Source organism: Aeromonas sp. s7(2024) (assembly GCF_040907825.1).
Lineage (GTDB): Bacteria > Pseudomonadota > Gammaproteobacteria > Enterobacterales > Aeromonadaceae > Aeromonas > Aeromonas veronii.
Genome location: NZ_JBFOCM010000036.1, coordinates 99096 through 124112 on the forward strand (window position 1 = coordinate 99096; position 25017 = coordinate 124112).

At 58.4% G+C, this 25017-nt stretch carries 24 protein-coding genes; 16 read left to right on the forward strand and 8 right to left on the reverse strand.

From position 1 onward, the window contains the following. Both znuA and AB5Y73_RS16200 read left to right on the forward strand, forming a co-directional pair. Complete coding sequence (gene znuA, locus AB5Y73_RS16195; RefSeq protein ID WP_107682800.1) at positions 1-933, forward strand: zinc ABC transporter substrate-binding protein ZnuA; 933 nt, start codon at positions 1-3, stop codon at positions 931-933. A 67-nt stretch (positions 934-1000) separates the two neighbouring features. Continuing rightward, a complete protein-coding gene (locus AB5Y73_RS16200; protein ID WP_042052461.1) occupies positions 1001-1675 on the forward strand; it encodes a transglutaminase-like cysteine peptidase in 675 nt (224 codons plus the stop codon). Here the strand turns inward: AB5Y73_RS16200 and AB5Y73_RS16205 are convergent. Further along, entirely contained in the window at positions 1670-2611 is a 942-nt protein-coding gene (locus AB5Y73_RS16205) for a TAXI family TRAP transporter solute-binding subunit (protein ID WP_107682799.1), read from the reverse strand. The genes AB5Y73_RS16200 and AB5Y73_RS16205 overlap by 6 nt on opposite strands. Continuing rightward, positions 2608-3906: a LapD/MoxY N-terminal periplasmic domain-containing protein gene (locus AB5Y73_RS16210; RefSeq protein WP_107682798.1), complete on the reverse strand. Its 1299-nt coding sequence runs from the start codon at positions 3904-3906 to the stop codon at positions 2608-2610. The genes AB5Y73_RS16205 and AB5Y73_RS16210 overlap by 4 nt, the downstream gene beginning before the upstream one ends. 260 nt (positions 3907-4166) lie before the next feature. Between AB5Y73_RS16210 and mepM the strand changes: the two genes are divergently transcribed. Continuing rightward, on the forward strand, positions 4167-5504 hold the full coding sequence (mepM, locus tag AB5Y73_RS16215; RefSeq protein ID WP_005354854.1) for a murein DD-endopeptidase MepM: 1338 nt from the start codon (positions 4167-4169) through the stop codon (positions 5502-5504). A gap of 71 nt (positions 5505-5575) precedes the next feature. Here mepM and AB5Y73_RS16220 read toward each other — a convergent pair whose 3' ends face one another. After that, positions 5576-6520: a D-2-hydroxyacid dehydrogenase gene (locus tag AB5Y73_RS16220; RefSeq protein ID WP_005363043.1), complete on the reverse strand. Its 945-nt coding sequence runs from the start codon at positions 6518-6520 to the stop codon at positions 5576-5578. Positions 6521-6682: 162 nt separating this feature from the next. Here AB5Y73_RS16220 and AB5Y73_RS16225 point away from each other — a divergent pair, with 162 nt between their 5' ends. Then, on the forward strand, positions 6683-7264 hold the full coding sequence (locus AB5Y73_RS16225) for a YjaG family protein (RefSeq protein ID WP_005335839.1): 582 nt from the start codon (positions 6683-6685) through the stop codon (positions 7262-7264). A 71-nt stretch (positions 7265-7335) separates the two neighbouring features. On the opposite strand, the gene AB5Y73_RS16230 is transcribed toward AB5Y73_RS16225, so the two are convergent. Beyond that, on the reverse strand, positions 7336-7815 hold the full coding sequence (locus tag AB5Y73_RS16230; protein ID WP_013723454.1) for a MarR family winged helix-turn-helix transcriptional regulator: 480 nt from the start codon (positions 7813-7815) through the stop codon (positions 7336-7338). A gap of 163 nt (positions 7816-7978) precedes the next feature. Here AB5Y73_RS16230 and AB5Y73_RS16235 point away from each other — a divergent pair, with 163 nt between their 5' ends. Both AB5Y73_RS16235 and AB5Y73_RS16240 read left to right on the forward strand, forming a co-directional pair. Beyond that, a complete protein-coding gene (locus AB5Y73_RS16235; RefSeq protein ID WP_069526903.1) occupies positions 7979-8506 on the forward strand; it encodes a hypothetical protein in 528 nt (175 codons plus the stop codon). A 9-nt stretch (positions 8507-8515) separates the two neighbouring features. Then, entirely contained in the window at positions 8516-10114 is a 1599-nt protein-coding gene (locus AB5Y73_RS16240) for a BCCT family transporter (RefSeq protein WP_107682795.1), read from the forward strand. 118 nt (positions 10115-10232) lie between these two features. Here the strand turns inward: AB5Y73_RS16240 and AB5Y73_RS16245 are convergent, their stop codons facing one another. Then, positions 10233-11471, reverse strand: coding sequence for a multifunctional CCA addition/repair protein (locus AB5Y73_RS16245; protein WP_107682794.1), 1239 nt, complete (start codon positions 11469-11471; stop codon positions 10233-10235). Positions 11472-11708: 237 nt separating this feature from the next. On the opposite strand from AB5Y73_RS16245, the gene mutY reads away from it, so the two are divergent. The 3 genes from mutY (at position 11709) to mltC (ending at position 14263) form a co-directional block, all read left to right on the forward strand. Continuing rightward, on the forward strand, positions 11709-12761 hold the full coding sequence (gene mutY, locus AB5Y73_RS16250) for an A/G-specific adenine glycosylase (RefSeq protein WP_107682793.1): 1053 nt from the start codon (positions 11709-11711) through the stop codon (positions 12759-12761). Between the two features lie 8 nt (positions 12762-12769). After that, on the forward strand, positions 12770-13042 hold the full coding sequence (locus AB5Y73_RS16255; protein ID WP_107682792.1) for an oxidative damage protection protein: 273 nt from the start codon (positions 12770-12772) through the stop codon (positions 13040-13042). A 117-nt stretch (positions 13043-13159) separates the two neighbouring features. Then, complete coding sequence (gene mltC, locus AB5Y73_RS16260) at positions 13160-14263, forward strand: membrane-bound lytic murein transglycosylase MltC (protein WP_042052484.1); 1104 nt, start codon at positions 13160-13162, stop codon at positions 14261-14263. Between the two features lie 85 nt (positions 14264-14348). On the opposite strand, the gene AB5Y73_RS16265 is transcribed toward mltC, so the two are convergent. After that, the gene (locus tag AB5Y73_RS16265) at positions 14349-14735 is read right to left on the reverse strand and encodes a YgiW/YdeI family stress tolerance OB fold protein (protein WP_107682791.1); all 387 of its coding nucleotides are present in this window, start codon (positions 14733-14735) and stop codon (positions 14349-14351) included. A gap of 254 nt (positions 14736-14989) precedes the next feature. On the opposite strand from AB5Y73_RS16265, the gene AB5Y73_RS16270 reads away from it, so the two are divergent. Next, entirely contained in the window at positions 14990-16024 is a 1035-nt protein-coding gene (locus AB5Y73_RS16270) for an SGNH/GDSL hydrolase family protein (protein WP_107682790.1), read from the forward strand. 265 nt (positions 16025-16289) lie between these two features. Continuing rightward, positions 16290-17327, forward strand: a complete 1038-nt coding sequence (gene ompA / locus AB5Y73_RS16275) for a porin OmpA (protein WP_005335824.1) — start codon at positions 16290-16292, stop codon at positions 17325-17327. A 131-nt stretch (positions 17328-17458) separates the two neighbouring features. Here ompA and AB5Y73_RS16280 read toward each other — a convergent pair whose 3' ends face one another. Then, complete coding sequence (locus AB5Y73_RS16280; protein WP_019445736.1) at positions 17459-18481, reverse strand: GGDEF domain-containing protein; 1023 nt, start codon at positions 18479-18481, stop codon at positions 17459-17461. Between the two features lie 134 nt (positions 18482-18615). Here AB5Y73_RS16280 and rnr point away from each other — a divergent pair, with 134 nt between their 5' ends. The 4 genes from rnr to AB5Y73_RS16300 are packed head-to-tail and all read left to right on the forward strand — an operon-like array spanning position 18616 to position 22842. Further along, positions 18616-21009: a ribonuclease R gene (gene rnr, locus AB5Y73_RS16285; protein ID WP_005354835.1), complete on the forward strand. Its 2394-nt coding sequence runs from the start codon at positions 18616-18618 to the stop codon at positions 21007-21009. Beyond that, positions 21006-21755 (forward strand): 23S rRNA (guanosine(2251)-2'-O)-methyltransferase RlmB, encoded by a 750-nt coding sequence (gene rlmB, locus AB5Y73_RS16290; RefSeq protein ID WP_047434512.1) that lies wholly within the window; start codon positions 21006-21008, stop codon positions 21753-21755. Before rnr ends, rlmB begins: the two co-directional genes overlap by 4 nt. Before the next feature lie 2 nt (positions 21756-21757). Next, positions 21758-22330 carry a Crp/Fnr family transcriptional regulator gene (locus AB5Y73_RS16295; RefSeq protein ID WP_107682789.1) on the forward strand — a complete coding sequence of 191 codons (573 nt, stop codon included), beginning with the start codon at positions 21758-21760 and terminating at the stop codon, positions 22328-22330. Between the two features lie 56 nt (positions 22331-22386). Continuing rightward, positions 22387-22842: a GNAT family N-acetyltransferase gene (locus tag AB5Y73_RS16300; protein WP_107682788.1), complete on the forward strand. Its 456-nt coding sequence runs from the start codon at positions 22387-22389 to the stop codon at positions 22840-22842. Between the two features lie 72 nt (positions 22843-22914). Here the strand turns inward: AB5Y73_RS16300 and srmB are convergent, their stop codons facing one another. Then, positions 22915-24138 (reverse strand): ATP-dependent RNA helicase SrmB, encoded by a 1224-nt coding sequence (srmB, locus tag AB5Y73_RS16305; protein ID WP_005343175.1) that lies wholly within the window; start codon positions 24136-24138, stop codon positions 22915-22917. Positions 24139-24257: 119 nt separating this feature from the next. On the opposite strand from srmB, the gene AB5Y73_RS16310 reads away from it, so the two are divergent. After that, the gene (locus tag AB5Y73_RS16310; RefSeq protein WP_107682787.1) at positions 24258-24968 is read left to right on the forward strand and encodes a tRNA1(Val) (adenine(37)-N6)-methyltransferase; all 711 of its coding nucleotides are present in this window, start codon (positions 24258-24260) and stop codon (positions 24966-24968) included. Positions 24969-25017: the final 49 nt, after the last annotated feature.

A 25017-nucleotide genomic window follows, 5' to 3' on the forward strand; every position in this document is an offset into this window, starting at 1 on the left:
ATGAGAATTATTGCGCTTTTCACTGCCCTGCTGGCGGTGAGTTTGCCTGTTCGTGCCATTGAGGTGCTGACCACCATCAAGCCCCTTGGCTTCATCGCCGCGGCGATCACTGACGGGGTGAGCGAGCCCAAGGTATTGCTGCCGACCGGCGCCTCTCCCCACGATTTTTCCCTGCGTCCCTCCGATATTCGCAGCATCAACAGTGCCGATCTGGTGGTGTGGGTCGGCCCCGAGCTGGAAGGCTTCATGGCCAAGCCGCTGGCCAACCATCCCCATGCTCTGACCCTGACTCAGGTTGAGGGGATGCCGCTGTTCAACTACGCGACTCAGGATAGTCATGATTCCCATGACCATGATGATCACGATCATGCCGCCCACGAGCACGGTGACCATGATGAAGGGCATGAGGGACATCATCACGAAGGGGTCGATCCCCATATCTGGCTTGGCCCGACGCAGGCCAAAGTGATTGCCAAGGCGATCGCAAGTGAATTGGGCAAGCTGGATCCGGCCAATCAGGCTCGCTATGACGCCAACCTCGCGGCATTTGATGCCAAGGTGGATGCCAAGGACAAGGTGATTGCCGGCCAGATGAAGGCAGTGAATGAGAAGGGGTACTTTGTCTTCCACGAGGCGTATGGCTACTGGGAGCGCCATTACGGCATGAGTTCAAAAGGTCACTTTACCGTGAGCCCTGAGCGTCGCCCGGGCGCCAAGACCCTGGTGGATATCCGCAAGGCACTGGAAGAGAAGCAGGCGAGCTGCATTTATGCCGAGCCGCAATTTTCACCGGCAGTGATCGAATCGGTGGCACGCAATACTGGCGCCAAGGTGCTGTTGCTTGATGAGGTGGGTGAACAGGTGCCGCTTGGCCCGGATGGTTATCCCCAATTCATGCAACAACTGGCAGACGCATTTGCCCAATGTCGCTGATTAGCGGCTGAGTCTCTCATCCGGACGGACTATACTGACCTCCAGCATCTGACATGGAGTGTCCGGTATGAAATGGTTGTTGATCCCGGCCTGCACACTGGCGCTATGTTGCGCCAGTGTGCAGGCTTCGCGCCTTTCCGAATATATTGCCAGTCCGGACCTGCGGGCCAAGCTGCAGGAAGTGTATGGTGGCAGGGCCATCCAGCGGGCCGAGGCATTTTCTCGCTTGCTCACCCCCAGAGCGGGTACAACCGACCAGCAGAAGATCGAGCTGGTGAACAACTACTTCAACAATCTCACCTACAGCGAGGATCCCAAGCTGTGGGGGGATGAGGATTACTGGGCCAATCCGCTGGAGTTCATCGGTGCCCGGGGTGGGGATTGCGAGGATTACAGCATCTCCAAGTACTACACCCTGATGGAGCTGGGGGTGGATGAGAAGAAGCTGCGGCTGGCCTACGTCAAGGCGGTGCGTTACAACCAATTCCACATGGTGACGCTCTACTTCCCGACGCCCAAGGCTGATCCACTGGTGCTCGACAACATCAACAGCCGGATCCTGCCAGGCAGCAAGCGTACCGACCTCATTCCCGTTTACAGTTTCGATGCCAAAAGCATCTGGATCATGAAGTCACGGCGGGAAGGGACGCTGGCGGGGAGTGCCGATCGGTTGGCGCAGTGGACATCGATGAAGACCCGTTTCTCCAGCGAGCAACTGCGCTCTCCTCGTCGTCAGTTATAGCTTGCCCGCCGCCTTCAACTCATCGAAATATTTCGCTGCGCCCGGATGCTGCTCAATACTCAGCACCGGGCCGGTTTTATTGCGTGCCCGGTGAAACATATTGGCGTATCCATAAGTTTGCTCATTGAACTTGGTTTGCTGGGTCAGCATGGCCTTGGTCAGGCGATAGACAGACTCTTCCGGCATGGTGGCATTGGTGACCAGGGTGGCGGCAATGGCAAAGGTGGGAGTTGCCTTCAGATTGCCGGGGTAGATGCGGGCGGGCACCTGACTACGTTGGTAATATTTGACCCCCTTGAGTAGCTGATCACGGGTGGCCCCATCGATGGGGAGGAAGCTGACTGCGCAACGTTTGGCGGTGTCGAGCACAATCCGGTTAGGGTGTCCCATCACCAGTGCAAATGCGTCGATCTGCTTGCTGCAGAGCGCATCCGGCAGGTTGGCCATGCTCTTCAGATCGAGATCCTGCTCTTTCGCTCCCAAGATGTTGAACAGGGTCAGCGCCGTCTGGCGTGTTCCCGAGTTCTTCAACCCCATGTCGATGGGGGCGAGCTTGAGCTGTTCCAGTGAAGTGATATCGCCATCGGCACGGATCACTATGGTGAAGGGCTCGGCATGGGTGGCAAACAGGGCGCGCAGCTCAGGTTGCGGCTGCGTGGCAAAAGGACCCAAGCCCTGGCTTGCCTGATACAGCCAGTCTGACTGCACCATGGCGTAGGAGGTCTCGCCACTCTTCAGCCGCGTCAGGTTTTCTATTGAACCCGATGAGCTCTGCAGTGTGCACGCAAGTTGCTCGTCGACCTCATGAGCCAGACGGCAAAACTCTTTGGTTATCTGGTGATAAATCCCCTGCTCACCCCCGGTGGTGATAGTGACGGTTTCAGCCATCAGGCCGGGTTGCCACAGCAGGGGCAACAGCATGGCGAGCTTCTTCATGATTGCGCCTCCTTGGCATAACCATCGATACCCCAGGTCCGCAGTTTGTCGATGTCGCGACACTCTCCCGATTCTGCCAGCAGGGTATAACCGGCGGCATGCATGGTTTGGGAGAGCAGATTCCAGTAGAGCGGCGCATCGGTCAGCTGACAGCTGATAAAGATGGGATTGAGCGGGTCAAGTTGATTGAAGGTATCCGCATTGAGGGGAATGGCGCTGAAGGCGAGCTCACACCCCTGTTCCTGCAACGCGGCCAAGGTAGACTGGCCGTGGGCGGGGAATGTGGCTACATCCCAGCGCCAATCCAGTGTTTTTCCTCGACCCTGGCTTAGCAGAGGGGCGATCTCGGACCATTGCGGGTGATTGAGCAGGGAGAGGGGCAGCAAGACCCCTTCTATATGAGAGTGCTGCCACTGTTGCAGGGCGCTCTGGATGGTTGCGAGATCGCTGTCGGCACCGAGGGGCTGACTGGGCAAGAAACGCTGATAGAGCGCGATCTCCCCTTGTGTGGAGACAAATTTTTGCAGTTGCCCGCCTTCCGGCAGTGGGCTCACTCCTTGCAGCGGCTGTGGGGTCGTCAGTGGCAGCTGTTTTCCCAGCTGGGTGATCTTGAGTCGTTGTTGCAGCAGATCCCGTTTGCGTTCGGAAACCAATTGGTTGATGGAAAGTGCCACTTCTTTGAGGTCTTGCAACCAGGGAGTGGGCAGGGTGCTGTTGAACTGGTGTTTGCGGATACGGATCAGCTGCAGGTTGATCTGCTCCAGGGGCTGCAGCAGGCGTTGGCACACCAGGGAGATGATCAGGGTAAATACGACGAGGCCCGCCAGCAGCGCCAGACCGGTGCGACTGATGGCATTCCACAGATGCTGATAGGCGTAGCCGCTATGCCCCTCAAGGGTCAGAGTGCCCAGCATGCGCCAGCCATCGGTCAACTCTTGCTCAATTTTGACGGGGGGCATGCCGATAACCGAGGGAAGCCAGCCGGGGACATTTTGCTGGGTAGAGTGGAATGCCTTCTGAAACAGCAACTGGCCATCAGGATCGATCAGGGTGACCGAGCTGACGAAACCGCCATCAAACATGGCATTGACGATGGTCTCGGCCAGCACATTGTCGTCATTGAGCAGGGTTCCTTGCAGCACCAGCCCGAGAGCGGTGATGGCGGTTTCCAGGTTGGCTGACATCTGGTCGAGGATGGATTGGCGGACCGTCGTGACTTCCAGTGCAAACAGCAGCGCTGCACCGATCAGGAACAGGACGACAATTATTCTGATTAACAGTTTTGCTAACGACATATCCACTCCATGGAAAAGTTATCGCAACATTTTAGGTTTCTATTCAGTATCGAATCCGACCCGGTTCTTAAAAATAGGAAAAAATGGTTAAAAAAGACGATCATTTCTGCCCATCCGGGCGGGTTATGCATAAAATGTGAGGTTCATGCAGATTGTGATGAACTATTTGTAACTATTTGTGTCTAACAAACAGTTTTATACGGTTTTGTCACAACTGACATCGCAACTCACACTCTTTAGATCTAAATACAGGATAGCGGATGAAACGTCTCCGTCCCTTGGTGGTACAGGCTGCCAATTGGGAACCACCGGTTCCCCGCAAACACTTTTACGCCATGCTGATGCTGACGGCCATGACCCTGTCAGCAGTGGCATTATTGCCAGCTCCGGGTGACATCCTCGAGCGGCCGCTGCGTCTTGAGTTGCCCATTGATACCGCAGGTACGGCAACCAACGAAAACAACACCGACTTTAACGAAATTCCCGATCACGAACTGGTTGATCAGAGTGCGCCGGATGACGACATCCCGGTTGACACCACCCCCCAGTGGCAGGATTACCGGGTCCGCAACGGCGAAAACCTGACTGCTATTTTTAACAATCTCGGTCTCTCCACCACCACCCTCTACAAGGTGCTGGACGCGGACAACAAGAACTATCTGGCGCGCCTCAAGCCGGGCCAGAATATCGAGCTGCTGATCGATCAGGACAACATCCTGCAGCAACTCAAAATCCGCCTGAACATCAAGCAGACGCTGGTGATGGCGCGCAGCGACGATGCCTATACCGCCTCCATGATCAATGAGAAGGTCGAGTGGCAACCGCAGCGTTACAACGGCGTGATCAACGGCAGCTTCTATGTCAGTGCCCGCAATGCGGGGATTCCAGCCAACCATATCCAGAAAATTGCCAACCTGTTCCAGTGGCGAATGAATTTCGCCAAGGATTTGCAGAAGGGCGACAAGTTCAAAGTGCTGGTACGCCAGGAGACGGTGGAAGGCAAGAGCACTGGTAACAGCCAGCTGCTGGGTGTGGAAGTGACCAGCCAGGGCAAGACGGTGTCGGCCTGGCTCTCCGATGACGGCAACTATTACGACGGTCAGGGCAACAGTCTGGAGCGCGGATTCCGCCGCTACCCGACCCATAGCCGCTATCGGATCAGCTCCAATTTCAACCCGGCGCGCAAACATCCGGTAACCGGTATGGTGCGTCCTCACGAGGGCACCGACTTTGCGGTGCCGGTGGGCACGCCAGTGCTGGCGACCGGTGATGGTATCGTCCAGAAGGCAACCAGCCACCCGCTGGCGGGCACTTATATCGTCATCAAGCATGGCCGTACTCTCTCTACTCGTTATCTGCACCTGAGCAAGCTGCTGGTCAAAACCGGTCAGCGAGTGAAGATGGGTGACAAGATCGGCCTCTCCGGCAACACAGGTCGCTCGACCGGTGCTCACCTGCACTACGAGCTGCGGATCAACAACCGCCCGGTCAATGCCATGACCGCCAAGCTGCCGATGGCTGAACCGCTCAGCGGCAAGGAGCGTCGTCAGTTCCTTGCCAAGGTGAAGAGCTACCGCAAGGAGCTGGCCGCGGGTTGATTCCTGTCGTCACAGCCTGAAATGAAAGGCCCCGCCAGATTGGCGGGGCCTTTTTACATGCGCAGTGAGGGTTAGTAACCCTTGTCGAAGTCGATTTTGCCATCCAGTGGCTGGCCATCGATAAAGCGGATGTAGTTGCGCACAAAGATCTGGGCCACATCATCCGGGAAGCTGTAGGCGCTGTTGTGGGGGGTGACGATGAGGTTGGGTTGGCCCCACAATGGACTGTCGGCGGGCAGCGGCTCCTGCTCGAACACATCCAGCACCGCCATCGCCAGCTTGCCGGTACGCAGTGCGGTGAGCAAATCGCCCGAGTGTACGGCGCTGCCACGACCGACGTTGAACAGGATGGCGCCCGGTTTGCAGTGTTCGAAGCGGGCGGCATTGAACAGATGACGGGTATCGCGGGTGGCTGGCAGCACGCTGACGATGACATCGGCCTGCGCCAGCATCTTGTTGAGCGCAGGTAGCTGATAAACCTGATCAAACCCGGCCCGCTCCCGACCGCTGCGGCTGATGCCTAGCACCTTCATGCCAAAATGTTTGCCGGTATGGGCGATATGCTGGCCAATGCTGCCGGTCCCCAGGATCAGCATGGTGCGCCCCTTGAGGCCCTGATAGGGGTGGCTTTGCCACAGTCGCTGTTTCTGCTGCTCCCGATAAAGGGGGATTTGGCGCATCAGGCTGAGCAGATGACCAAAGACATACTCGCTCATCAGCGGGCCGAAGATGCCGCGCACATTGGTGAGTTGATAGTCGCGGCGACTGTCAGGGTCGAGCAGCACATCGACTCCCGCATAGGTGGACTGGAACCAGCTCAGCTTGTTGGCTTTGGGCAGCAGCGGTTTGGCACGGGCCGGTTCGGCCATCAGAATATGGGCTTCGCCGATCAGCTTCTCGGCATCGCTCTGGTTATCGGCTCGCAGAATGCGCAGATGGGGGAGATTGGCGGCCTTGAGCAGCCGTTCGTAGTGAGCATTATCCTGGCTGAGCAAAAGAAGGGTACGTTGGCTCATACTCTTGTTCCTTATCAGAATTTGCGGCGCAACAAGATGCCGCTCTCGACCCATCTTACCTGACTTCATATCGCAACATAGCCGACCAGGGCGCTTTTTCGTTTTCGCCGCGCGCCTCGTGGGCTACAATCTGCCCCACATTTTGCAAAGGATCCGACTCCAGTGTTTGGTGACAAGTTTTATAAGCGACTGGCCGAGCTACAGCCTTGGCAACAGACCGTCTACACCCTGGCGCTGGCAGAGCGCATGTACCCCAACTATGCCCTGTTCTGTCAGGCCTCCGGCTTTGGCAATGCTGGCGCTTTCCGGCATGCGCTGGATCAGATGTGGGTCTACCTCACCGTCAAGGGATCCCGGGTCAATCTGGGTGCCATTCTCGAAGAGTTCGAGTCTCACATTCCGGATCCCCGCAAGTTTGAATCCTACGGTGCCTATCCGGCGCTTGATGCCTGTGTTGCGCTGGGCTGCGCCTACAACTCGGTGATCTGCCGGGTCGGCGAAGAGGCCAACGATGCCAGCCATGCGTCAGTCGGTACTGTGGCCGGTTTTATCGAGCTGCTGGAAGAGCGGGATCTGACCGAAGAGGAGCTCTACGAGCACGAGTACATGGAAGCCGAGCTGGAGTTCCAGGTCGAGCTGCTCAAGCGGGTTGCCCATGAGCGCGACAGCGATCGTATCCTGGCTATCAGAGTATTCGCCTCTCAGGATGGCGTCTCCAATATCGGGATCAGCCTGGAAGAGTAATCCTCTACGACCCCTGATAGAACAAAGCTCCCTTTCGGGAGCTTTTTTTATGCCTGAAATTGTTCAGCAGCTTATGCCTGCTCTTCGGTGAGGGGTCTGACGCTCAGCACCGGGGCCGCGTCGATTTCGTCTGCATTCATCATGGATGAGATGCGTTGCAGGGAGGAGAGCAGCAGGGTCTGTTCCCAAGCTTCCAGCGCCTGAAAACGTTGGATAAAGCGCTCTTGCAGCGGGGTCGGGGCCTGGGCCAGCAGGGCGCGGCCTGCATCAGTCAGTGTCGCGTGAACCTTGCGCTTGTCGGTATTGCTGCGAACGCGCTGCACCAGTTGGCGGCTCTCCAATCGGTCCATGATGGTGGTGGCGGTGGCCTGGCTCATGTTGGTGTGATCGGCCAGCTGACGCATGGAGATCTGTCCCAGCTCGTCGATCCCTTTGAGCAGCAAGAGTTGCGGAGAAGTTAGCCCGGCTTCTTTGATCAAGCGCCTGGAGTGCATGTCGATGGCACGAATAATCTGGCGCAGGGCGACCAGCACTTCATCATGTTTTTCCATGGGGTGTGCGTCATTGGAGGGCTATGTAGAGGCGCAAAATTTTCCGCCTAATTCGTCACAAGGTCAATATTGTTTTTGTTGTAATAATTTCTGCTCTAATCAATTTTGTGTTAGGTTGACGGGCATTTCACGGAAATCACCCTGACATTTGAGGAGCGAAATGATGAATGACGAGCTGGATATCAAGTCTCTGGTGGCCGAGTTACGTGTGGTCAGAGTGCGCTATGAACTGCCGGATACCTCGGCTTTTGTGCGCTATCAGCCTGCCTATGATGAAGACCCGAACAACCTTAAGGTACACCACTATGATGGTGAGTTACCCCTCTCTTGCAGTGAGACAGGTACTTTCAACCTAAAGGAGTTGGTGAATGAATTGCGCTACGCCTACGTGCTGGTGCATCTCTTCCCTGATGAAAGTGCCATGAACTTCTATCTGACTGGCCTAGATACCGGCCTGGCACAGCTGGAGTTCATCGGTGGCTCTTACGACTTCAATCGCCTCTGGATCACCAGCGGTGTCTCCAATCTGGGCGTCCCCATGGCCATCTTCCTTGGCAAGCGTCACGCCGTGAATGGCCAGCCCTCGGTGTCGCTGGTGGATCACCGCGAACAGGCAGCCGGCAAGCTGGTCTATCGCGCCATCGGCGGCGCCGGTGATCATGTGGGCGAAGACTTTTTCAACAACGACTAAGGAGGCTGGATGCGAGCAAGCAAAGGGCTATTGAAAGGCCTCAACCCGACTATGGCCATGACGGCCCTCACCGTGATCACCCTGTTTTTGCTGTTTGGCGTATTTGTTCCCGATACCGCGGCCGCCTGGTTTGTCGGTGCCAAGGATCAGATTATTGCCGGGTTCAAGTGGTACTACATTTTGGTGGTCGCCCTGTTCCTGTTCTTCGCTGTCTACCTGATGTTCAGCCGTTTTGGCAGCATCCGGCTGGGTGACGACGACCAGGTACCGGAGTTCGGCTACTTCGCCTGGTTCTCCATGCTCTTTAGCGCTGGCATGGGGATAGGTCTGGTGTTCTGGAGCATCGCCGAGCCGATGAACCATCTGCAGGGCAATCCGTTCATTACCGAAGGGATGACCCCGGAAGCGGCCCAGATCGCCATGCGCCTCACCTTTTTCCATTGGGGCCTGCACCCCTGGGCCATCTATGTGATCGTCGGCCTGTCACTTGCCTTTTTCAGCTACCGGCGCAAGTTGCCGCTGGCGATCCGCTCTGTGCTTTACCCCATCCTTGGCGAGCGGATTTACGGTTTTTGGGGCCATGCGGCCGATGTGCTGGCCGTGTTCGGCACCGTCTTCGGGGTGGCGACCTCCCTTGGTCTGGGGGTCTCCCAGATGAATACCGGCCTCAACCAGATGTTTGGTATGGCGGTGTCGCAGTCCAACCAGCTCTGGCTGATTGGCGGCATCAGCCTGATCGCCACCCTCTCGGCGGTCTCCGGGGTCGGGCGCGGAGTGAAGCTCCTCTCCGAGCTCAATATCTGGCTGAGTGTCTTCGTGCTCGCGCTCTTTCTGGTGCTGGGGCCGACCACCTATATCCTCAACGCCTATGTACAGAACATCGGTGATTACCTGCAGAACATCGTCAAACTGAGCTTCTGGACCAACACCGAAGCCAACGGCACCTCGGCCTGGCAGTCGAGCTGGACGGCGTTTTACTGGGGTTGGTGGATTGCCTGGGCGCCGTTTGTCGGCATGTTTATCGCCCGTATCTCCAAGGGGCGTACCATTCGCGAGTTTGTGCTCGGTGTGTTGCTGGTACCCTCGCTGCTCGGCATGTTCTGGCTCACCGTGTTTGGCGGTACGGCGATGAATCTGGAGCTGTTCGGTGGTGGTGGCGTGGTCGTTGCGGTCAATCAGGATGTGACGCTGGCGCTCTACAAGACGGTCGAGCTGCTGCACTGGGATACCTTCGGCTGGATTGCCAAGGCCGTGCTAACCCTGCTCATCTGCACCTACTTCATCACCTCCAGTGACTCGGGTACGCTGGTCATCACCACCCTGCTCTCCATCGGTGATCAGGAGCCGCCGGTACTGCACCGTGCCGTATGGGGTCTGGGGCAGGGGCTGGTTGCGGCCATCCTGCTGGTCTCCGGCGGTCTGGCAGCCTTGCAGGCGGCCAGCATCATAGCGGCGCTACCCTTCTCGGTGATCATGCTGGCGATGTGCTATTCGCTGATGCTGGGGCTCAAGCAGGAGAGCCAGCGCCAGTTTGAATATCGCCAGAATCTCAAGCGTCACGATGGCTCATCCCATATGAGCCTGATGGAGCGAATTGGTCCGGCATAACAGCACCAGCAGGGGTTAGCGCCCCTTTACATATAAACCTGGATGCAAAACGGCCGCCCTGGCGATGCTCTCCTTGCGGAGCTCATCATCAGGGCGGCCGTCTGTTATGGGGCCGAGGTTACTCTTCGATAAAGGTCCACTCATCCTTGATGCGGCTGATGGCATCGGTCCGCTTTTTGGCCAGCTGCTCCTTGATCTCTTCTCCCTTGTAACCGGCCGCCACTATCTCTTTCACCGGCACCGCCTGGGCGGCAGCCAGTGCTTCGGCCACATAGTCCGGCTCGGCGTAGACCCGCTCCTCGAAACCGGTGCGGCCATGGAAGTCGGCGCGGCAGGCATCCAACAGCTGGGCAAAGCGCTCGGGGCGGCGCCAGGCATCGGCCTTGTCGAACACCTTGAGCAGGGTGGCGGGCTTGAGCTCAAAGGCGATGTGGATGTGGGTATGCAGATCGCTCACCAGCAGCGCCAGATCCCGGCACTCGTTGGGAACCCGGAACCGCTCGCACAGGGCGCGAATAAGCGGCAGCCCCTTCTGGCCGTGACCGTGATGGCTTGGCCAGAACTCCTGGGGGGTCACTCCCTTGCCAAGGTCGTGGCAGAGGGCAGCAAAGCGGACGGTCAATTCCGGGGAGATCCGGCACGCCTGCTCCAGCACCATCAGGGTGTGGATGCCGGTGTCGATCTCCGGGTGCCACTTGGCCGGGGCGGGGACGCCAAACAGCGCATCAATCTCTGGGAACAGCGCCTTCAGGGCGCCGCACTGGCGCAGCACCTCGATAAAGATCTGCGGGGTCGGCCCCAGCAGCACTTTTTCCAGCTCCTTCCAGACCCGCTCCGGCGTGAGGTGGGCCAGCTCGCCAGCGGCCGTCATCTCGCTCATCAGGGCGAGAGTTTCCGGCGCTATGGTAAAGCCCTGAGCGTGGAAGCGGGCGGCGAAGCGGGCGACCCGCAGGATGCGCAGCGGGTCTTCGGCAAAGGCGGGGGATACGTGGCGCAGCAGCCGTTTTTCCAAATCCTTGATGCCGCCGTAGGGATCGTGGAGCTGGCCCTGATCATCCTCGGCGATGGCGTTGATGGTGAGATCCCGGCGCAGCAGATCCTGCTCCAGCGTCACATCGGGGGCGGCGTGGCAGACAAAGCCGGTGTAGCCCTGACCCTGTTTGCGTTCGGTACGGGCGAGGGCATACTCCTGCTGGGTTTTGGGGTGAAGAAACACGGGAAAGTCACGACCGACCTGGGTAAAACCCAGCGCCAGCATCTGTTCCACGGTGGCACCGACCACCAGATGATCCCTGTCGCCCTGCGGCAATCCCAGCAGGCGATCCCGCACTGCGCCCCCAACCAGATAAGTCTGCAAACCGTCTCTCCCGTCATCAATCGTGGGGCCGAGTATATCGTCTTTGTTACCGCTTTGCTGCTTGACCACCACCCGCCCGCAGCGCCAGTCAGCGCGGCTTTGACTTGGGCGTGACGAGGCCTTACGCTGCCGCACCAGACAGCTGGCGCTGTGCTGCGGGATGACTTTATGCCCGTTCAGGCCAGATGAGCCGAAGGAACCGCAGAGTTCCCCATATATCAACGACATGAGAACAACGTGAATCAATCAACCTTCGCAAGCCGGGTTCTGGAGTGGTACGAGCTTCATGGCCGCAAAACCCTGCCCTGGCAGCAGGAGAAGACCCCTTACCGGGTCTGGGTCTCGGAGATCATGCTGCAGCAGACCCAGGTCGCGACCGTGATCCCCTATTACCAGCGTTTTATGGCGCGCTTCCCCGATGTGGTGGCGCTGGCCGATGCCCCTGTCGATGAGGTGCTGCACCACTGGACCGGGCTTGGCTACTACGCCCGGGCTCGCAACCTGCACAAGGCGGCCCAGCAGATCCGCGATCATCACCACGGCCTCTTTCCCGAGCGCTTTGACGAGGTGATGGCGCTGCCGGGCATTGGCCGTTCTACCGCCGGGGCCGTGCTGTCGCTCTCTCTTGGTCAGCCTCATGCCATCCTTGATGGCAACGTGAAGCGGGTACTCACCCGCTGGCTGGCGCTGCCGGGCTGGCCCGGCCAGAAACAGGTGGAGAACGAACTGTGGGAGATCGCCATCCGGCTCACTCCCAAGCTGGGTGTGGCGCAATACAATCAGGCAATGATGGATATCGGGGCCACTATCTGCACCCGCAGCAAGCCAGCCTGTGATCGCTGTCCGGTGCGGGCCGATTGCCAGGGGCTGTCGCAAGGCAAGCCCACCGTCTATCCCAGCAGCAAGCCCAAGAAGAGCATTCCGGCTCGCGATGGCATCATGCTGCTGATCCGTCACGGCGATGAGTTGCTGCTGGAGAAGCGGCCGCCACAGGGGATCTGGGGCGGGCTCTACTGCTTCCCGCAGGTGGCCTCGCTGGCGGAGGTGGAGGGTCTGCTGGCGTCCCTTGGCCTGAGCCATCACGGTTATCGGGAACTGGCCGGTTTTCGCCATACCTTCAGCCACTTCCATCTCGATATTCAGCCGCTGCTGATTGACATTGATGAGGCGCAGCCGCTGCGGCTCATGGAAGCAGATAACCGACTCTGGTATAACTTACGCCATCCTGCCGAGGTGGGGCTGGCGGCCGCCACGGCCCGTCTGCTCGCCTATCCAGAGTTACAACCATAGAGGTCAACATGAGCCGTATTGTATTTTGCCAACGCCTGAAAAAAGAGGGTCCGGGTCTGGATTTCCAACTCTATCCCGGTGAGCTCGGCAAGCGGATTTTTGACAACATCAGCAAGGAAGCCTGGGCCGAGTGGCAGAAGAAGCAGGTGATGCTGATCAACGAGAAAAAGCTCAACATGATGAATCTTGAGCATCGCCAACTGCTGGAAAAAGAGATGGTCAGCTACCTGTTTGATGCAGGTGAAGTGCAGATCGAAGGTTATACCCCGCCTGCCCAGTAAGCTCTCCGGCTGTTGTACGTGTGAACAGGTGCGGGAATGGCGCCACACTGGCGTGACCGCTTCTGAAGTCGCAGCAAATGAATGATGGGCAGCTCTGCTGCCCGGTTTGAGGATCCTATGGGCCGAATTTTTTGGCTGCTGTGCACCCTGCTGTTTCTCTCTGCCTGCTCATCCTCCCCCAAGCCCAGCGGGAGTGAGGATGACGATCTGGTCAACGGCAAGGACATCCGCGGTTTTGAACACATGATCAGCGCGCTCTCCCATAACGTGAACGAGATATGGGGGCGGGAGGCGCTGTTTGCGGGCAAGTTTGACTACGTCAAATACACGGATCAGTACAAGAGCCGGGCCCACATCGACTTCTCCAGCGGCCACATCATGGTAGAGACGGTATCTGGCATCGATCCCCGCGCTCACCTGCGTCGCGCCATCATCGAGACCCTGCTGACGCCGGACGATCCGGCCGAAGTGGATCTTTACTCCGATCGGGAAATTCTGACCGGCGGTGAGCCTTTCCTCTATGGTCAGGTGCTGGACAATCAGCGCCAGCCAATCCGCGCCTCCTGGCGCGCCGAGCGTTATGCCGATTACCTGCTCAACACGGCGATGAAGAAGCGCACTCTGGGGATTCGCACCATCTTCTTCGTCGATATTCCCATGGTGGCCAACCATGAAGATCGACGGGGCTACAAGTATGCGGGGATCATCCGGGAAGCGTCGCGCAAATACGGCGTGCCGGAGAGCCTGATCTATGCGGTGATCAAGACCGAGAGCAGCTTCAACCCCTATGCGGTGAGCCATGCCAACGCTTATGGCCTGATGCAGGTGATCCCGGCTACCGCCGGTCGTGACGTCTATGTTCGGGTCAAGGGCAAGAACGGCCAGCCGACCCGGGAGGAGCTGTTCAACCCGGCCTACAACATCGATGTTGGTACCGCCTATCTGCACCTGTTGCAGACCGTCTATCTGGCGGATATCGAGGATCCGCGCTCCCGTCGTTATGCGGTGATCTCCGCCTATAACGGTGGCGCTGGCGGGGTGCTCAATACCTTCTCCAGCGATCGCAAGGCGGCGCCGGGCCGGATCAACCGGCTCTCCCCCGAGGCGGTCTATCAGGTGTTGACGGAGCAACATCCCAAAGAGGAGGCGCGCCGTTACCTCTACAAGGTCAATCAGGCCGAGAAGGGGTTCAAGAGAGCTTTTGCCAGTCGGGCCGGTTAAGCGGTGACGCTGGGTTAAACATGCAAAAGGGCGCTCGATATCAAGCGCCCTTTTAACGTCTGGCCCGTTCGTCGTTGAAGTGGCCTTATTTGGCAATAAAGCCGCCCTTGGTCTGCGGGGCCGCGCCCACTTTCTCCAGGGTTTTCACTTCCACTTCGGTTTTGTTCCAGCTGTGGTCCACTTCACCACGGATGCGGATCTGATCATCCGGGCCCACTTCGGTGCCACGCCACACATCCTGATCCACTTCGACCTCCACTTCACCGCTGGCATCACGGAACAGATAGTTCTCGCCGCCCAGGTGCTTGACCAGTTTCCCTTCCAGGGTGGCCCAGTTGTCATCGGCCAGATCTTTCAGTTGAGCAACGGAAACCTTGTTCTGCTCTTGCGGGCCGGTATAGGCCGCCATGGCAAAAGAGGAGACAGACATCAGGGTCAACAGTCCGATTACGCTTGCGCTTGCCTTGTTCATTTCATACTCCTGTCGTTGGTATGGGGGCATTGTGCCGGGGGGGATGTGAAACAAGCGTGAAAGAAATAGGCTGGTGTGATTGTCTGTTTTGTGAGCGCAAGCGATTTCATCGGTGGCGGAACATGTGTGATTTCATCTGGAACTGTAATCTGTCGCCTTCACCAGAAGTCAGTGGCAGCAGACTCTTCCCATGCCTGCCGCCACTCGAGGAGAAGTCCGCAGGTCTCACCTGCTTAATCGAAGAGCATAACAATATGAAAAAATGGCTTGTTTGTTTATTGGGGTTAATGGCATTGACCGTTCAGGCGGTCGAACGTCCTGCCTTTTCCCGTATCGTGATGTTTGGCGACAGCCTCTCCGATACCGGCAAGATGTACAAGAAGATGCGGGGGTATCTTCCCTCCAGCCCACCCTACTTCAACGGACGCTTCAGCAACGGCCCGGTGTGGCTGGAGCAGTTGGATGACGAGCGTTTCCCCGGTCTAGTTGTGGCCAACGAGGCGGAAGGCGGTGCAACCGCGGTGGCCTATAACCATCTGGGGGCTCTGAACGGCTGGCTCGGTTTCTGGTCCTGGGATCCCAAATATCAGGTGATCAACAATCTCGATTACGAGATCGATCAGTTCCTGAAAAAGGACAAGTTCCGCCCCGATGATCTGGTGGTGATCTGGGTCGGTGCCAACGACTATCTGGCCTATGGCTGGAACACCGAGCGGGATGCGGATCGGGTGATCGATACCATCCGGCTGGCATCCAACCGGTTGGTGCTCAACGGCGCGCAGCAGATCCTGCTGTTCAACATTCCTGATCTGGGGCAGACCCCGTCAGCCCGCAGCATGAAGGTGGTGGAGAAGGTGCGCCATGTGGCCAGCTACCACAACCAGAAGTTGCAGAACCTCACTCGCGAGCTGGCTCCCCTTGGCATCGTGAAGCTATTCGAAGTGGACAAGCAGTTTGACGAGATGATGCGCGATCCTCAGCAGTTCGGGCTGAGTGACACAGAACACGCCTGCTACGGTGGCGGCTATACGTGGAAGCCATTCTCCGGCAGCGCCGCCGAGGTGGCTGCGACCCCGGCTTTGAGTGTCTCCGAAAGAGTGGCTATAGCCGGTAACCCGATCCTGGCGCAGGCGGTGGTGAGCGGGCAGGCAAAAGGGCGAGCAGCGACTCTCAACTGCGATGAGCATATGTTCTGGGATCAGGTGCATCCGACCAAGACGGTGCACAAGGTACTGAGCCAGCGTGTTGCTGACTTTATCGATCAGCACTACGAGTTTGTTCGTCACTGATATCGCTTCGGGCCAGCATGTTGCTGGCCTTTTTCTCCTATCCGCCCTCATTTGTGCGTCTTTTTGCGTCACATCCAGTTCAAATAACAAACGTTTGTTGCTGTTTTTGTAACGTGGTTGCGTTAGAGTGTTTTTTGTTAATTGATATCAGTGACTTGAAAATAGGCTAACGTTGATATGCTGCGATCGCTTTTGGGTGGTTGCACCTATAAGACGAGGTGATATCAATCAACCTCCTCCTACATAAAGTTGCAGAGGCTCAAACATGAAAAAATCATTGATTACCTTGCTGGTTACCGGCTTGCTGGCGGCCAATGCCCAGGCGGCCGGTCAGGACAACACCTGGTATGGCGGCGCCAAACTAGGTTGGTCCAACTTTTACGGCATTGATGAAAGCAATGCCCTGACGCTTGGCAATGAGACCAACGATGCCTTGGGTGCAGGCGTGTTTGGCGGTTATCAGATCAACAAGAATCTGGGGTTGGAGCTGGGTTACGATTATCTGGGCAATTACAAATACGATGCCACTACGGCGGCAGGCGCTTTCAGTGATGAAGTGAAAGCACAGCTGGCTCAACTGACCCTGAAACTGGGCTTCCCGGTTACCGATAATCTGGATCTGTATGGTCGTGTCGGTGGCGGTTATGGCTGGGCTGATACCAAGAGCGATGTCTACAAAGATGACAGCCGCTTTGTCATGGTCGGTGCACTGGGTGCCGAGTATGCGTTCAACCTCGACTGGGCAGCTCGCCTGGAGTATCAGTACACCACCCCGTATGGCAGCCGCGATGATACCGGTCTGAGAATGGATAATGGCCTGCTCTCGCTGGCAGCGGTTTATCGCTTTGGTCAGGTTGCCCCTGTGGCGCCCGCCCCGGCCCCGGAACCTGCTCCTGCACCTGTGATGGTTGAGAAGCAGTTCACCCTGAGCTCCGATGTGCTGTTTGACTTCAACAAGGCGACCCTCAAGCCAGAGGCCAGTCAGGCACTGGATAGCCTCTATAGCCAGATTGAAGAAGCACGACCCAAAGATGGCGTGGCAACCGTAATTGGTCACACCGACCGTATCGGTTCCGATGCCTACAACCAGAAGCTCTCCGAACAGCGTGCTCAGACCGTTGCCAACTATCTGGTTGGTAAAGGGATTCCGGCCGCCAAGATCAATGTGGAAGGGCGTGGTAAATCCTCACCGGTTACCGGCGACAGCTGTGTCAGCAAGTCCAAGCGTGAGCTGATCGTCTGCCTGGCTCCGGATCGCCGTGTTGATGTGAAAGTCGAAGGTGTCAGCGAGGTGCAGGAGTAATCCTTCACACTGAGTAGAGTTCCACTGGGGCTGGAATGAACAGCCCCTGTCGGAGCAAGAGAGACCAAAAAGCCAGTCAGTTGATCTGACTGGCTTTTTACATTGGTATTGCGGTCGGGCAGGGGACTAAATCAGGAAGGGAGCGGCATCACCCGGTTGCGCCCCAGCTCCTTGGCCTTGTAGAGCAGCTTGTCGGTACGTTCGACCAGACAGTCTGCGCTCTCCTGACCGTTGAACTCGCCCACGCCAAACGAGGCTGTGATGTGGTCGATGCGGCGGCCTGATTTGCGATCCAGAATCGACATCCGCTCGATGGCGCGGCGCATGCTTTCCGCCATCTGTCTGGCCAGCGCCAGCGAGCGATGGGGGACCAGCATGGCGAACTCCTCCCCACCCAGCCGATAGGCGGTGACTCCCTCCTTGCAGGCATCGCGCAGCCGTTTGCTGAAGGCGCGCAGCACCTGATCGCCGAGCAGGTGCCCATATTCGTCGTTGAAGTTCTTGAAGCGATCGATATCAGCAAGGATCAGCGAGAAGGGGTGCTGGCTGCGGATCAACCCCTCCAGCTCCAGATCGAAGGCGCGGCGGTTGAGCAGGTTGGTGAGGGCATCCTCGTTGGCCAGCTTGCGCGTCTCGTTGAGCGCGGCCCGCAGTTCCTTGATCTCTTTCTCCGCATTGCTGAGCTGGTTGCGAAAGTGCATGGTGGACATGCGCACATCCCGCGATTCGCGCACCAGCTCCCGTAGGATCCCCATGGTGTCTTCCAGGCTGAAGCCCTCGTCATCAATGCGGCTGAGCTTGTCAAAACTCTTGTCGAGCATTTCCTGAAACATGCCGGTATCGGAGATGGCGTCCTGCATGGAGTGGCCTAGCTCGTTGGCCATTGCGGCGAGGCTCAGTTTCATCGCCTCCATCTGCTTCTCGTCCTGAGCGGCCAGATACTGGTGATAGAGCCGCTCGCAGGTGGTGAGCGAGCAGGTTCCCTGCATTTTGACTGCCTGATCAATCGCCTGGTTGAGCTCGGGCATGCTGGCCGAGACATAGTTGTACCACAGGTGGTAATTGTCCGGCGTCGTAGGGATCTGGTACTTGATCATCAAGGGCACCGCCTGTTTGAGATAGGCGGCGGATTGGGCAAATGTGTCCTTACTCATGAGTTCTGTGTCTCATCATGCCAGCGAACTGAAGATAGTATGACAGAGAGATTGGCCAAAAGGCAGCCGATGGATGCCATTCGCCCCCCCCTCCGATATAATGGCACCGTTACCACCTACCCTAAGGCCTGCTTATGTCTCAAAAAGATCCTTTCCTCGAACGCGAGGCCGAAAAATACGATAACCCCATCGCCAGTCGCGAGTTGATCCTGGAACTCATCAAGGGCCATGAAAAGCCTATGTCCCGTGAAGAGTTGGCCAAGGTCCTCAAGCTGAAAGATGAAGAGCCGTTGGAAGCCTTGCGTCGTCGTCTGCGCGCCATGGAGCGTGATGGACAACTGGTATTCACTCGCAACCAATGTTATGCCCTGCCGGATCGCCTGAATCTGGTCAAAGGTTATGTAATCGGCCACAAGGATGGCTTCGGTTTTCTGCGTCCGGAAGGTGGTGGTCCGGATCTGTATCTGAACAACCGAGAGATGCAACGCCTGATGCATGGCGATTACGTGCTGGTACAGCCGACCGAGATTGACCGCAAGGGTCGTCAGGAAGCGCGTCTGGTGCGCCTGCTCAAGTCCCGTGAGGCTGACATTGTCGGCCGTTACTTCGTCGAGAATGGTGTTGGTTTCGTGGTGCCGGATGACAGCCGTATCGGCCAGGACATCATCATCCCGGAAGGGGAAAACAAAGGGGCTCGCCAAAGCCAGGTCGTGGTTGTGCGCATTAATCAGCGCGCTACCTCCCGCATCAATGCCGTCGGCACCGTACTGGAAGTGCTGGGCGAGAACATGGCGCCGGGCATGGAGATCGAAATTGCCCTGCGTACCCACGGTATCCCGCACACCTGGCCGGAAGAGGTGACCAAAGAGGTTGCCGGTCTCGGTGAGCAGGTGCCGGAGAAAGCCAAAGAGGGCCGCATCGACCTGCGCGCCCTGCCGCTGGTGACCATCGACGGGGAAGACGCCCGTGACTTCGATGACGCCGTCTTCTGTGAAGCCAAACGCGGTGGTGGCTGGCGTCTGTGGGTTGCCATTGCTGACGTCTCCGCTTACGTGAAGCCCGGCACGGCGCTGGATGCCGAAGCCTATCAGCGCGGCAACTCCGTCTACTTCCCCGAGTTCGTGGTGCCCATGCTGCCGGAGGTGCTCTCCAACGGCTTGTGTTCCCTGAACCCGCAAGTAGACCGCCTCTGCATGGTGTGCGAGATGACTATCTCCGCCGCTGGTCGCATGTCCGGCTACAAGTTCTACGAAGCGGTAATGAACTCTCACGCCCGTCTCACCTACACCAAGGTTGCCGCGATCCTCGATGGCGATCCCAAGCTGCGCCAGCAGTATGATCCGCTGGTGGGCCATATCGAGGAGCTCAACAACCTCTACAAGGCGCTCAAGCATGCCCGTCACCAGCGTGGCGCGGTGGAGTTCGAGAGCGAGGAGACCCGCTTCATCTTCAACGCCCAGCGCAAGATCGACCGCATCGTGCCACTGGTGCGCAACGATGCCCACAAGATCATCGAAGAGTGCATGATCCAGGCGAACGTGGCTGCTGCCCGTTACATCGAGAAGAACGAAGCCTTTGCCCTGTTCCGGGTACACGATCGTCCTGGCGAAGAGCGTCTGACCGGTTTCCGCGACTTCCTGGCCGAACTGGGTCTGGAGCTTAAAGGCGGCCTCGAGCCCGAGCCGAAAGACTTTGCCGAGCTGGCTGCCAAGTTTGAAGGGCGCCCCGATGCGGAGCTGCTCTCCACCATGCTGCTTCGCTCCATGCGTCAGGCCATCTATCAGGCCGACAACATCGGTCACTTCGGTCTGGCGTTGAAGTCCTACGCCCACTTCACTTCGCCAATCCGTCGTTATCCCGACCTCATCCTGCACCGGGCGATCAAGTATCAGACCGCCAAGGAGCAGCAGGGCAACCTGCGCCACAAGTGGACCCCGAGCGGTGGTTATCACTACCAGCTGGAAGAAGTGGACCCGATGGGCGAGCACTGCTCTATGACCGAGCGCCGTGCCGACGATGCCACTCGCGACGTGGCCGACTGGCTCAAGTGCGAGTACATGCTGGATCACGTGGGTGACGAGTTTGACGGCGTTATCGCCAGCGTCACCGGCTTTGGTTTCTTCGTCCGTCTGGCGGAGATCCACATCGACGGTCTGGTGCACGTCAGCACCCTCACCAACGACTACTACCAGTTTGATCCCCTGCACATGCAGCTGATTGGCGAGAACTTCCGCCGTCGCTACCGTCTGGGTGACAAGGTGCGGGTCAAGGTGATGGGCGTGAACCTGGACGATCGCAAGATCGACTTCGTGATGGTGGAAGAGCCGCTCAAGGCCACCGGCAAGAACGCCAAAGAGATGGCGCGCAAACAGGCCGAGATCAAGAAAGAGAAGGCCAAGAGCGCCCAGCGCCACGAAAAACGTAAAGAGGGCAAGGATCACGGCAAATCCGACAAGGGTGGCCGCGCCAAACCGAGCAACAGACGACCGAGCAAAAAGGCTCGCGATAAGGCCAAGAGCACTAAATGAGCACTGAACTGATCTACGGCATTCACGCTGTCACCGCGCTGCTGGAGCGCACTCCCGAGCGCTTTATCGAAGTGTGGGCTCTCAAGGGGCGGGATGACGACCGGCTGCAACCCCTGTTGGCCGAGCTGGAATCCCTCGGCCTCAAGGTGCAGAGTGTTAACCGCAAGACTCTCGATGACAAAGCGGAGGGCAACAATCATCAGGGCATCATGGCCCGGGTGAAAGAGGCGCCGAAGCTGGCCGAGCACGATCTGGCCAGCCTGCTGGACGAACTGGCGGCACAACAGAGCCAGCCCTTCCTGCTGGTGCTGGATGGTGTGACCGATCCGCATAACCTCGGTGCCTGCCTGCGCAGCGCCGATGCTGCCGGGGCTCATGCGGTCATCGTGCCGCGGGACAAGGCCACGGGTCTCACCCCGATCGTGCGCAAGGTTGCCTGTGGCGCCGCTGAAGTGGTGCCGCTGATCCAGGTCACCAACCTGGCCCGCACCCTGCGCGAGCTGCAGGAGCGCGGCGTCTGGATTGTCGGCACCGCTGGCGAGGCCGATCACGACCTCTATCAGGCCAAACTGACCGGCCCGATGGCGCTGGTGATGGGGGCCGAAGGTAAAGGTATGCGTCGCCTGACCCGCGAACATTGCGACGAGCTGGTGAGCATCCCGATGGCAGGGGCGGTATCCAGCCTCAACGTCTCGGTGGCAACCGGCGTTTGCCTGTTTGAAGCCGTGCGTCAGCGTCGCGGTTAATCATGCTGACTGACAGACCCCCCTTCGATTGGGCGCAGGTCGCAGATAGAGAGGAGGCCGCGCGCCTCCTCTCTTTTGCCCGCCCGCTGACCCTTAGCCCGAAAAGCTGCCTCTGGCACGCCGGTGACAGCCCGGATCTGCTGGTCAGGGTGGGGCAGGGGCTGCTGCGCGCCAAGCTGGTGCTGGAGGATGGCCGCGAGTACATCAAGGAGTTCTACTGGGAGGGGGACGAGTTTCTCGACTTTCACCACCTGCTCAGTGGCGAGCCGGCCCGCTACAGCGTGGAGGCGCTGGAGCCCTGCCATCTGCAGCTGTTCAGTCTGGCTGACCTGCGCCAGCTGCCCGGCTGGCCACGCTGGTACCAGCACCTGCTGGAGGTGCAGCTGCGCATCAAGGAGGAGAAGGAGCAGTTGCTGCTCACCGGCAGTCCGCAGGCGCGCTATCAGCACTTTCTGGACAGCTTTCCCGCACTTGATGCCAGAGTGCCTGACCACCAGATCGCCGCCTATCTTGGCATTACCCCCATCAGCCTTAGTCGCATTCGCAAGCGGCTGAAAGAACTTAACAAAGGTTAATGCAGGGCGCTGGCGCCACGATTATGCTGGCAGGCCGAACTGATAAGGAGTTGCCGATGAACTGGATCCTGAAACCCTGGTCTGAACTGACCACTGACGAGTTGTATGAGTTGCTGGCGCTGCGGGCCGAGGTGTTCGTGGTGGAGCAGACCTGCCCCTTTCAGGATCTGGACGGGCTCGATCGCCGCGAAGGGGTCTGGCACCTGCTCGGCTATCAGGGCGAGCTGCAGGCCGCCTATGCGCGGATCATGGCGCCCGGCATCGGTGATGAGAGCGGTGCAGCCATCGGTCGGGTGGTGACCTCACCCAAGGCGCGTGGCGGTGGTCTCGGTCATAAGCTGATCGGCGAGGCGGTCAAGGCGTGCGAGGCGCGCTGGCCGACCCACAGCATTTGGCTGGGGGCGCAGGCCCATCTGCAGGGCTTCTATGGCCAACACGGTTTTGTGGCGGAAGGGGAAGGCTATCTCGAAGATGATATCCCCCATATGGGGATGCGCAGAGTGGTGGCATAACCACTCGTCAGAGTGATTCAGAATGCAGAAGGGCCATCCCGCGGGATGGCCCTTCTCTTTATCGCCAGGCGATCACTTCTTCTTTTTCTTCTTGGCGGACTTCTTCTTGTCGACCGGCTTTTTCTTCTTCACCGGTACCCGCGCTTCTTTGTGTTTCGGGCGCAGCTCGTCGATCACTCGGCGCTTGAGGCGCTCCTCGGTGTAGCGTTCGATCTTGGCGACCATCGCCATGTCGTGGGCTTCCACCAGGCTGATGGCACAGCCACGGTTGCCGGCGCGACCGGTACGGCCAATCCGGTGGACGTAGACATCGGCGCCGTAGGGCATGTCGTAGTTGATGACATGGCTGACGTTCGGCAGATCGATGCCGCGTGCGGCGACGTCGGTGGCGATCAGGAAGGGCACTTCCCCTTCGTGGAACTTGCGGATCGACTCGATACGCTTGCTCTGCTCCATCTCGCCACGGATCCAGGCGCAGGAGATACCTGCAGCCTGCAGCTGGCCGGAGAGCTCCGCCAGACGCTCGCGAGTCTTAACGAAGATGATGGCTTTCTGGGTTTCCGGATCTTTCAGGATATGGGTCAGCAGCGCCAGTTTGTGGGCGGCGTCATCGGCCAGATGGATCCACTGGGTGATGGGGCGACGTTCGCTGCGGGGCGGCTCGGCGTGCAGCTCCACCGGATCCTTGAGGATCTCGTTGGCGAACTTCTCAAGGCCCGCCCCTTCCAGGGTGGCGGAGAAGAGCATGGTGTGCTTGCGGTAGCGCGCTTCGGCCACGATGCGGTTCACATCCTTGATAAAGCCCATGTCCAGCATGCGGTCCGCTTCATCCAGCACCAGCACTTCGATGTCGTGGCTCTCGAACTCCTCTTTCTCGATGTACTCGAGCAGACGGCCCGGGGTGGCCACCACGATGTCGGTGGTTTTGGTCAGGGCAGGCAGCTGCTCTTCATGGCTGACGCCGCCGATGATGGTCTCGATGCTGAGGTTGGTGTGAGCCGCCAGCGCCTTGGCGTGGGCGGTCACCTGCAGAGCCAGCTCGCGGGTCGGGGTCAGGATCAGCATGCGGCAGGGGCCCGGCTTGCGGCGCGGGAAGTCCAGCAGGTGCTGGAGTGCCGGCAGCAGGAAGGAGGCTGTCTTGCCGGTACCGGTCGGAGCGGATGCCAGAATATCGCGGCCGTCCAGGGCTGGCTCCAGCACCATCTGCTGGATGGTGGTGGGGCGGGTGAATCCCATCTCGGCCAAGGCCCGGTTGAGGGCTGGGTGCAGGTCGAAATCATCAAAGGACTGGCTCATGGCAATACTCGGTCATTAAGGAAACGGCAGATTATAGGCGATTATCTCGTCGGCTCCTATTGGTGAGTGTGTCTTAGCCGCTATAATCGCCCACCATTTTTGCAGATGACGGGGGCCAGATGGGACGTAGTCGCGGATTTACCTTCAAACAGTTCCATATCAATCACGATCGCTGCGCCATGAAGGTGGGTACCGATGGCATTTTGCTCGGTGCCTGGGCGCCGGTCGAACAGGCGCGTCGAGTGCTCGATATCGGCACCGGCAGCGGCCTGATCGCCCTGATGCTGGCCCAACGCAGCAGATCTGACTGTCGTCTTGATGCGGTCGAGCTGGATATTAATGCGGCCAGTCAGGCGCGGGAGAATGCGGCAGCCTCTCCCTGGGCCGATCGGGTGACCATCATAGAGAGTGCCATTCAGGATTATCAGGCAGCCCCTTACGATCTTGTCGTCTCCAACCCTCCCTATTTCGTGGCAGGCCAGTCATTTAGCGATCCGGCGCGGGCGTTGGCCCGCCATACCGGCGCCCTCGACAGCCACGCATTACTGGCGGCCTGCGATCGTTTGCTGAGCCCGAACGGGCAGGTGGCGCTGGTGCTGCCGACGGAGATGGCCGATGAAATTTTATGCATTTCGGCGAATTATGATCTGCATGGCATTTGTTATACAGCTGTTATCACCAGAGAGGGTAAAGAGGCAAATCGTGTTTTATTGCTACTTGGCAGAGGATTAAACAGGTGTGAGAGGGGTGAAATTGTGATCCATTCTGCTGATGGGGCCTATTCCGACAGATATATCCAACTGACCAACCCCTTCTATTTGAAGATGTAAATTTCGTCTTGAACTATTTTTTCACGCCATTATGCTGGTTCCAGATCGA

Coding starts and splice junctions, on each gene's coding strand:
- AB5Y73_RS16210 (WP_107682798.1), bottom strand. CDS start 3,906: ATGTCGTTAGCAAAACTGTTAATCAGAATAATTGTCGTCCTGTTCCTG.
- mltC (WP_042052484.1), top strand. CDS start 13,160: ATGGGCCGAATTTTTTGGCTGCTGTGCACCCTGCTGTTTCTCTCTGCC.
- ompA (WP_005335824.1), top strand. CDS start 16,290: ATGAAAAAATCATTGATTACCTTGCTGGTTACCGGCTTGCTGGCGGCC.
- srmB (WP_005343175.1), bottom strand. CDS start 24,138: ATGAGCCAGTCCTTTGATGATTTCGACCTGCACCCAGCCCTCAACCGG.
- AB5Y73_RS16240 (WP_107682795.1), top strand. CDS start 8,516: ATGCGAGCAAGCAAAGGGCTATTGAAAGGCCTCAACCCGACTATGGCC.
- AB5Y73_RS16205 (WP_107682799.1), bottom strand. CDS start 2,611: ATGAAGAAGCTCGCCATGCTGTTGCCCCTGCTGTGGCAACCCGGCCTG.
- AB5Y73_RS16265 (WP_107682791.1), bottom strand. CDS start 14,735: ATGAACAAGGCAAGCGCAAGCGTAATCGGACTGTTGACCCTGATGTCT.
- AB5Y73_RS16295 (WP_107682789.1), top strand. CDS start 21,758: ATGCTGACTGACAGACCCCCCTTCGATTGGGCGCAGGTCGCAGATAGA.
- AB5Y73_RS16280 (WP_019445736.1), bottom strand. CDS start 18,481: ATGAGTAAGGACACATTTGCCCAATCCGCCGCCTATCTCAAACAGGCG.
- znuA (WP_107682800.1), top strand. CDS start 1: ATGAGAATTATTGCGCTTTTCACTGCCCTGCTGGCGGTGAGTTTGCCT.
- AB5Y73_RS16200 (WP_042052461.1), top strand. CDS start 1,001: ATGAAATGGTTGTTGATCCCGGCCTGCACACTGGCGCTATGTTGCGCC.
- mepM (WP_005354854.1), top strand. CDS start 4,167: ATGAAACGTCTCCGTCCCTTGGTGGTACAGGCTGCCAATTGGGAACCA.
- AB5Y73_RS16300 (WP_107682788.1), top strand. CDS start 22,387: ATGAACTGGATCCTGAAACCCTGGTCTGAACTGACCACTGACGAGTTG.
- rnr (WP_005354835.1), top strand. CDS start 18,616: ATGTCTCAAAAAGATCCTTTCCTCGAACGCGAGGCCGAAAAATACGAT.
- rlmB (WP_047434512.1), top strand. CDS start 21,006: ATGAGCACTGAACTGATCTACGGCATTCACGCTGTCACCGCGCTGCTG.
- AB5Y73_RS16310 (WP_107682787.1), top strand. CDS start 24,258: ATGGGACGTAGTCGCGGATTTACCTTCAAACAGTTCCATATCAATCAC.
- AB5Y73_RS16255 (WP_107682792.1), top strand. CDS start 12,770: ATGAGCCGTATTGTATTTTGCCAACGCCTGAAAAAAGAGGGTCCGGGT.
- AB5Y73_RS16230 (WP_013723454.1), bottom strand. CDS start 7,815: ATGGAAAAACATGATGAAGTGCTGGTCGCCCTGCGCCAGATTATTCGT.
- AB5Y73_RS16235 (WP_069526903.1), top strand. CDS start 7,979: ATGAATGACGAGCTGGATATCAAGTCTCTGGTGGCCGAGTTACGTGTG.
- AB5Y73_RS16220 (WP_005363043.1), bottom strand. CDS start 6,520: ATGAGCCAACGTACCCTTCTTTTGCTCAGCCAGGATAATGCTCACTAC.
- AB5Y73_RS16270 (WP_107682790.1), top strand. CDS start 14,990: ATGAAAAAATGGCTTGTTTGTTTATTGGGGTTAATGGCATTGACCGTT.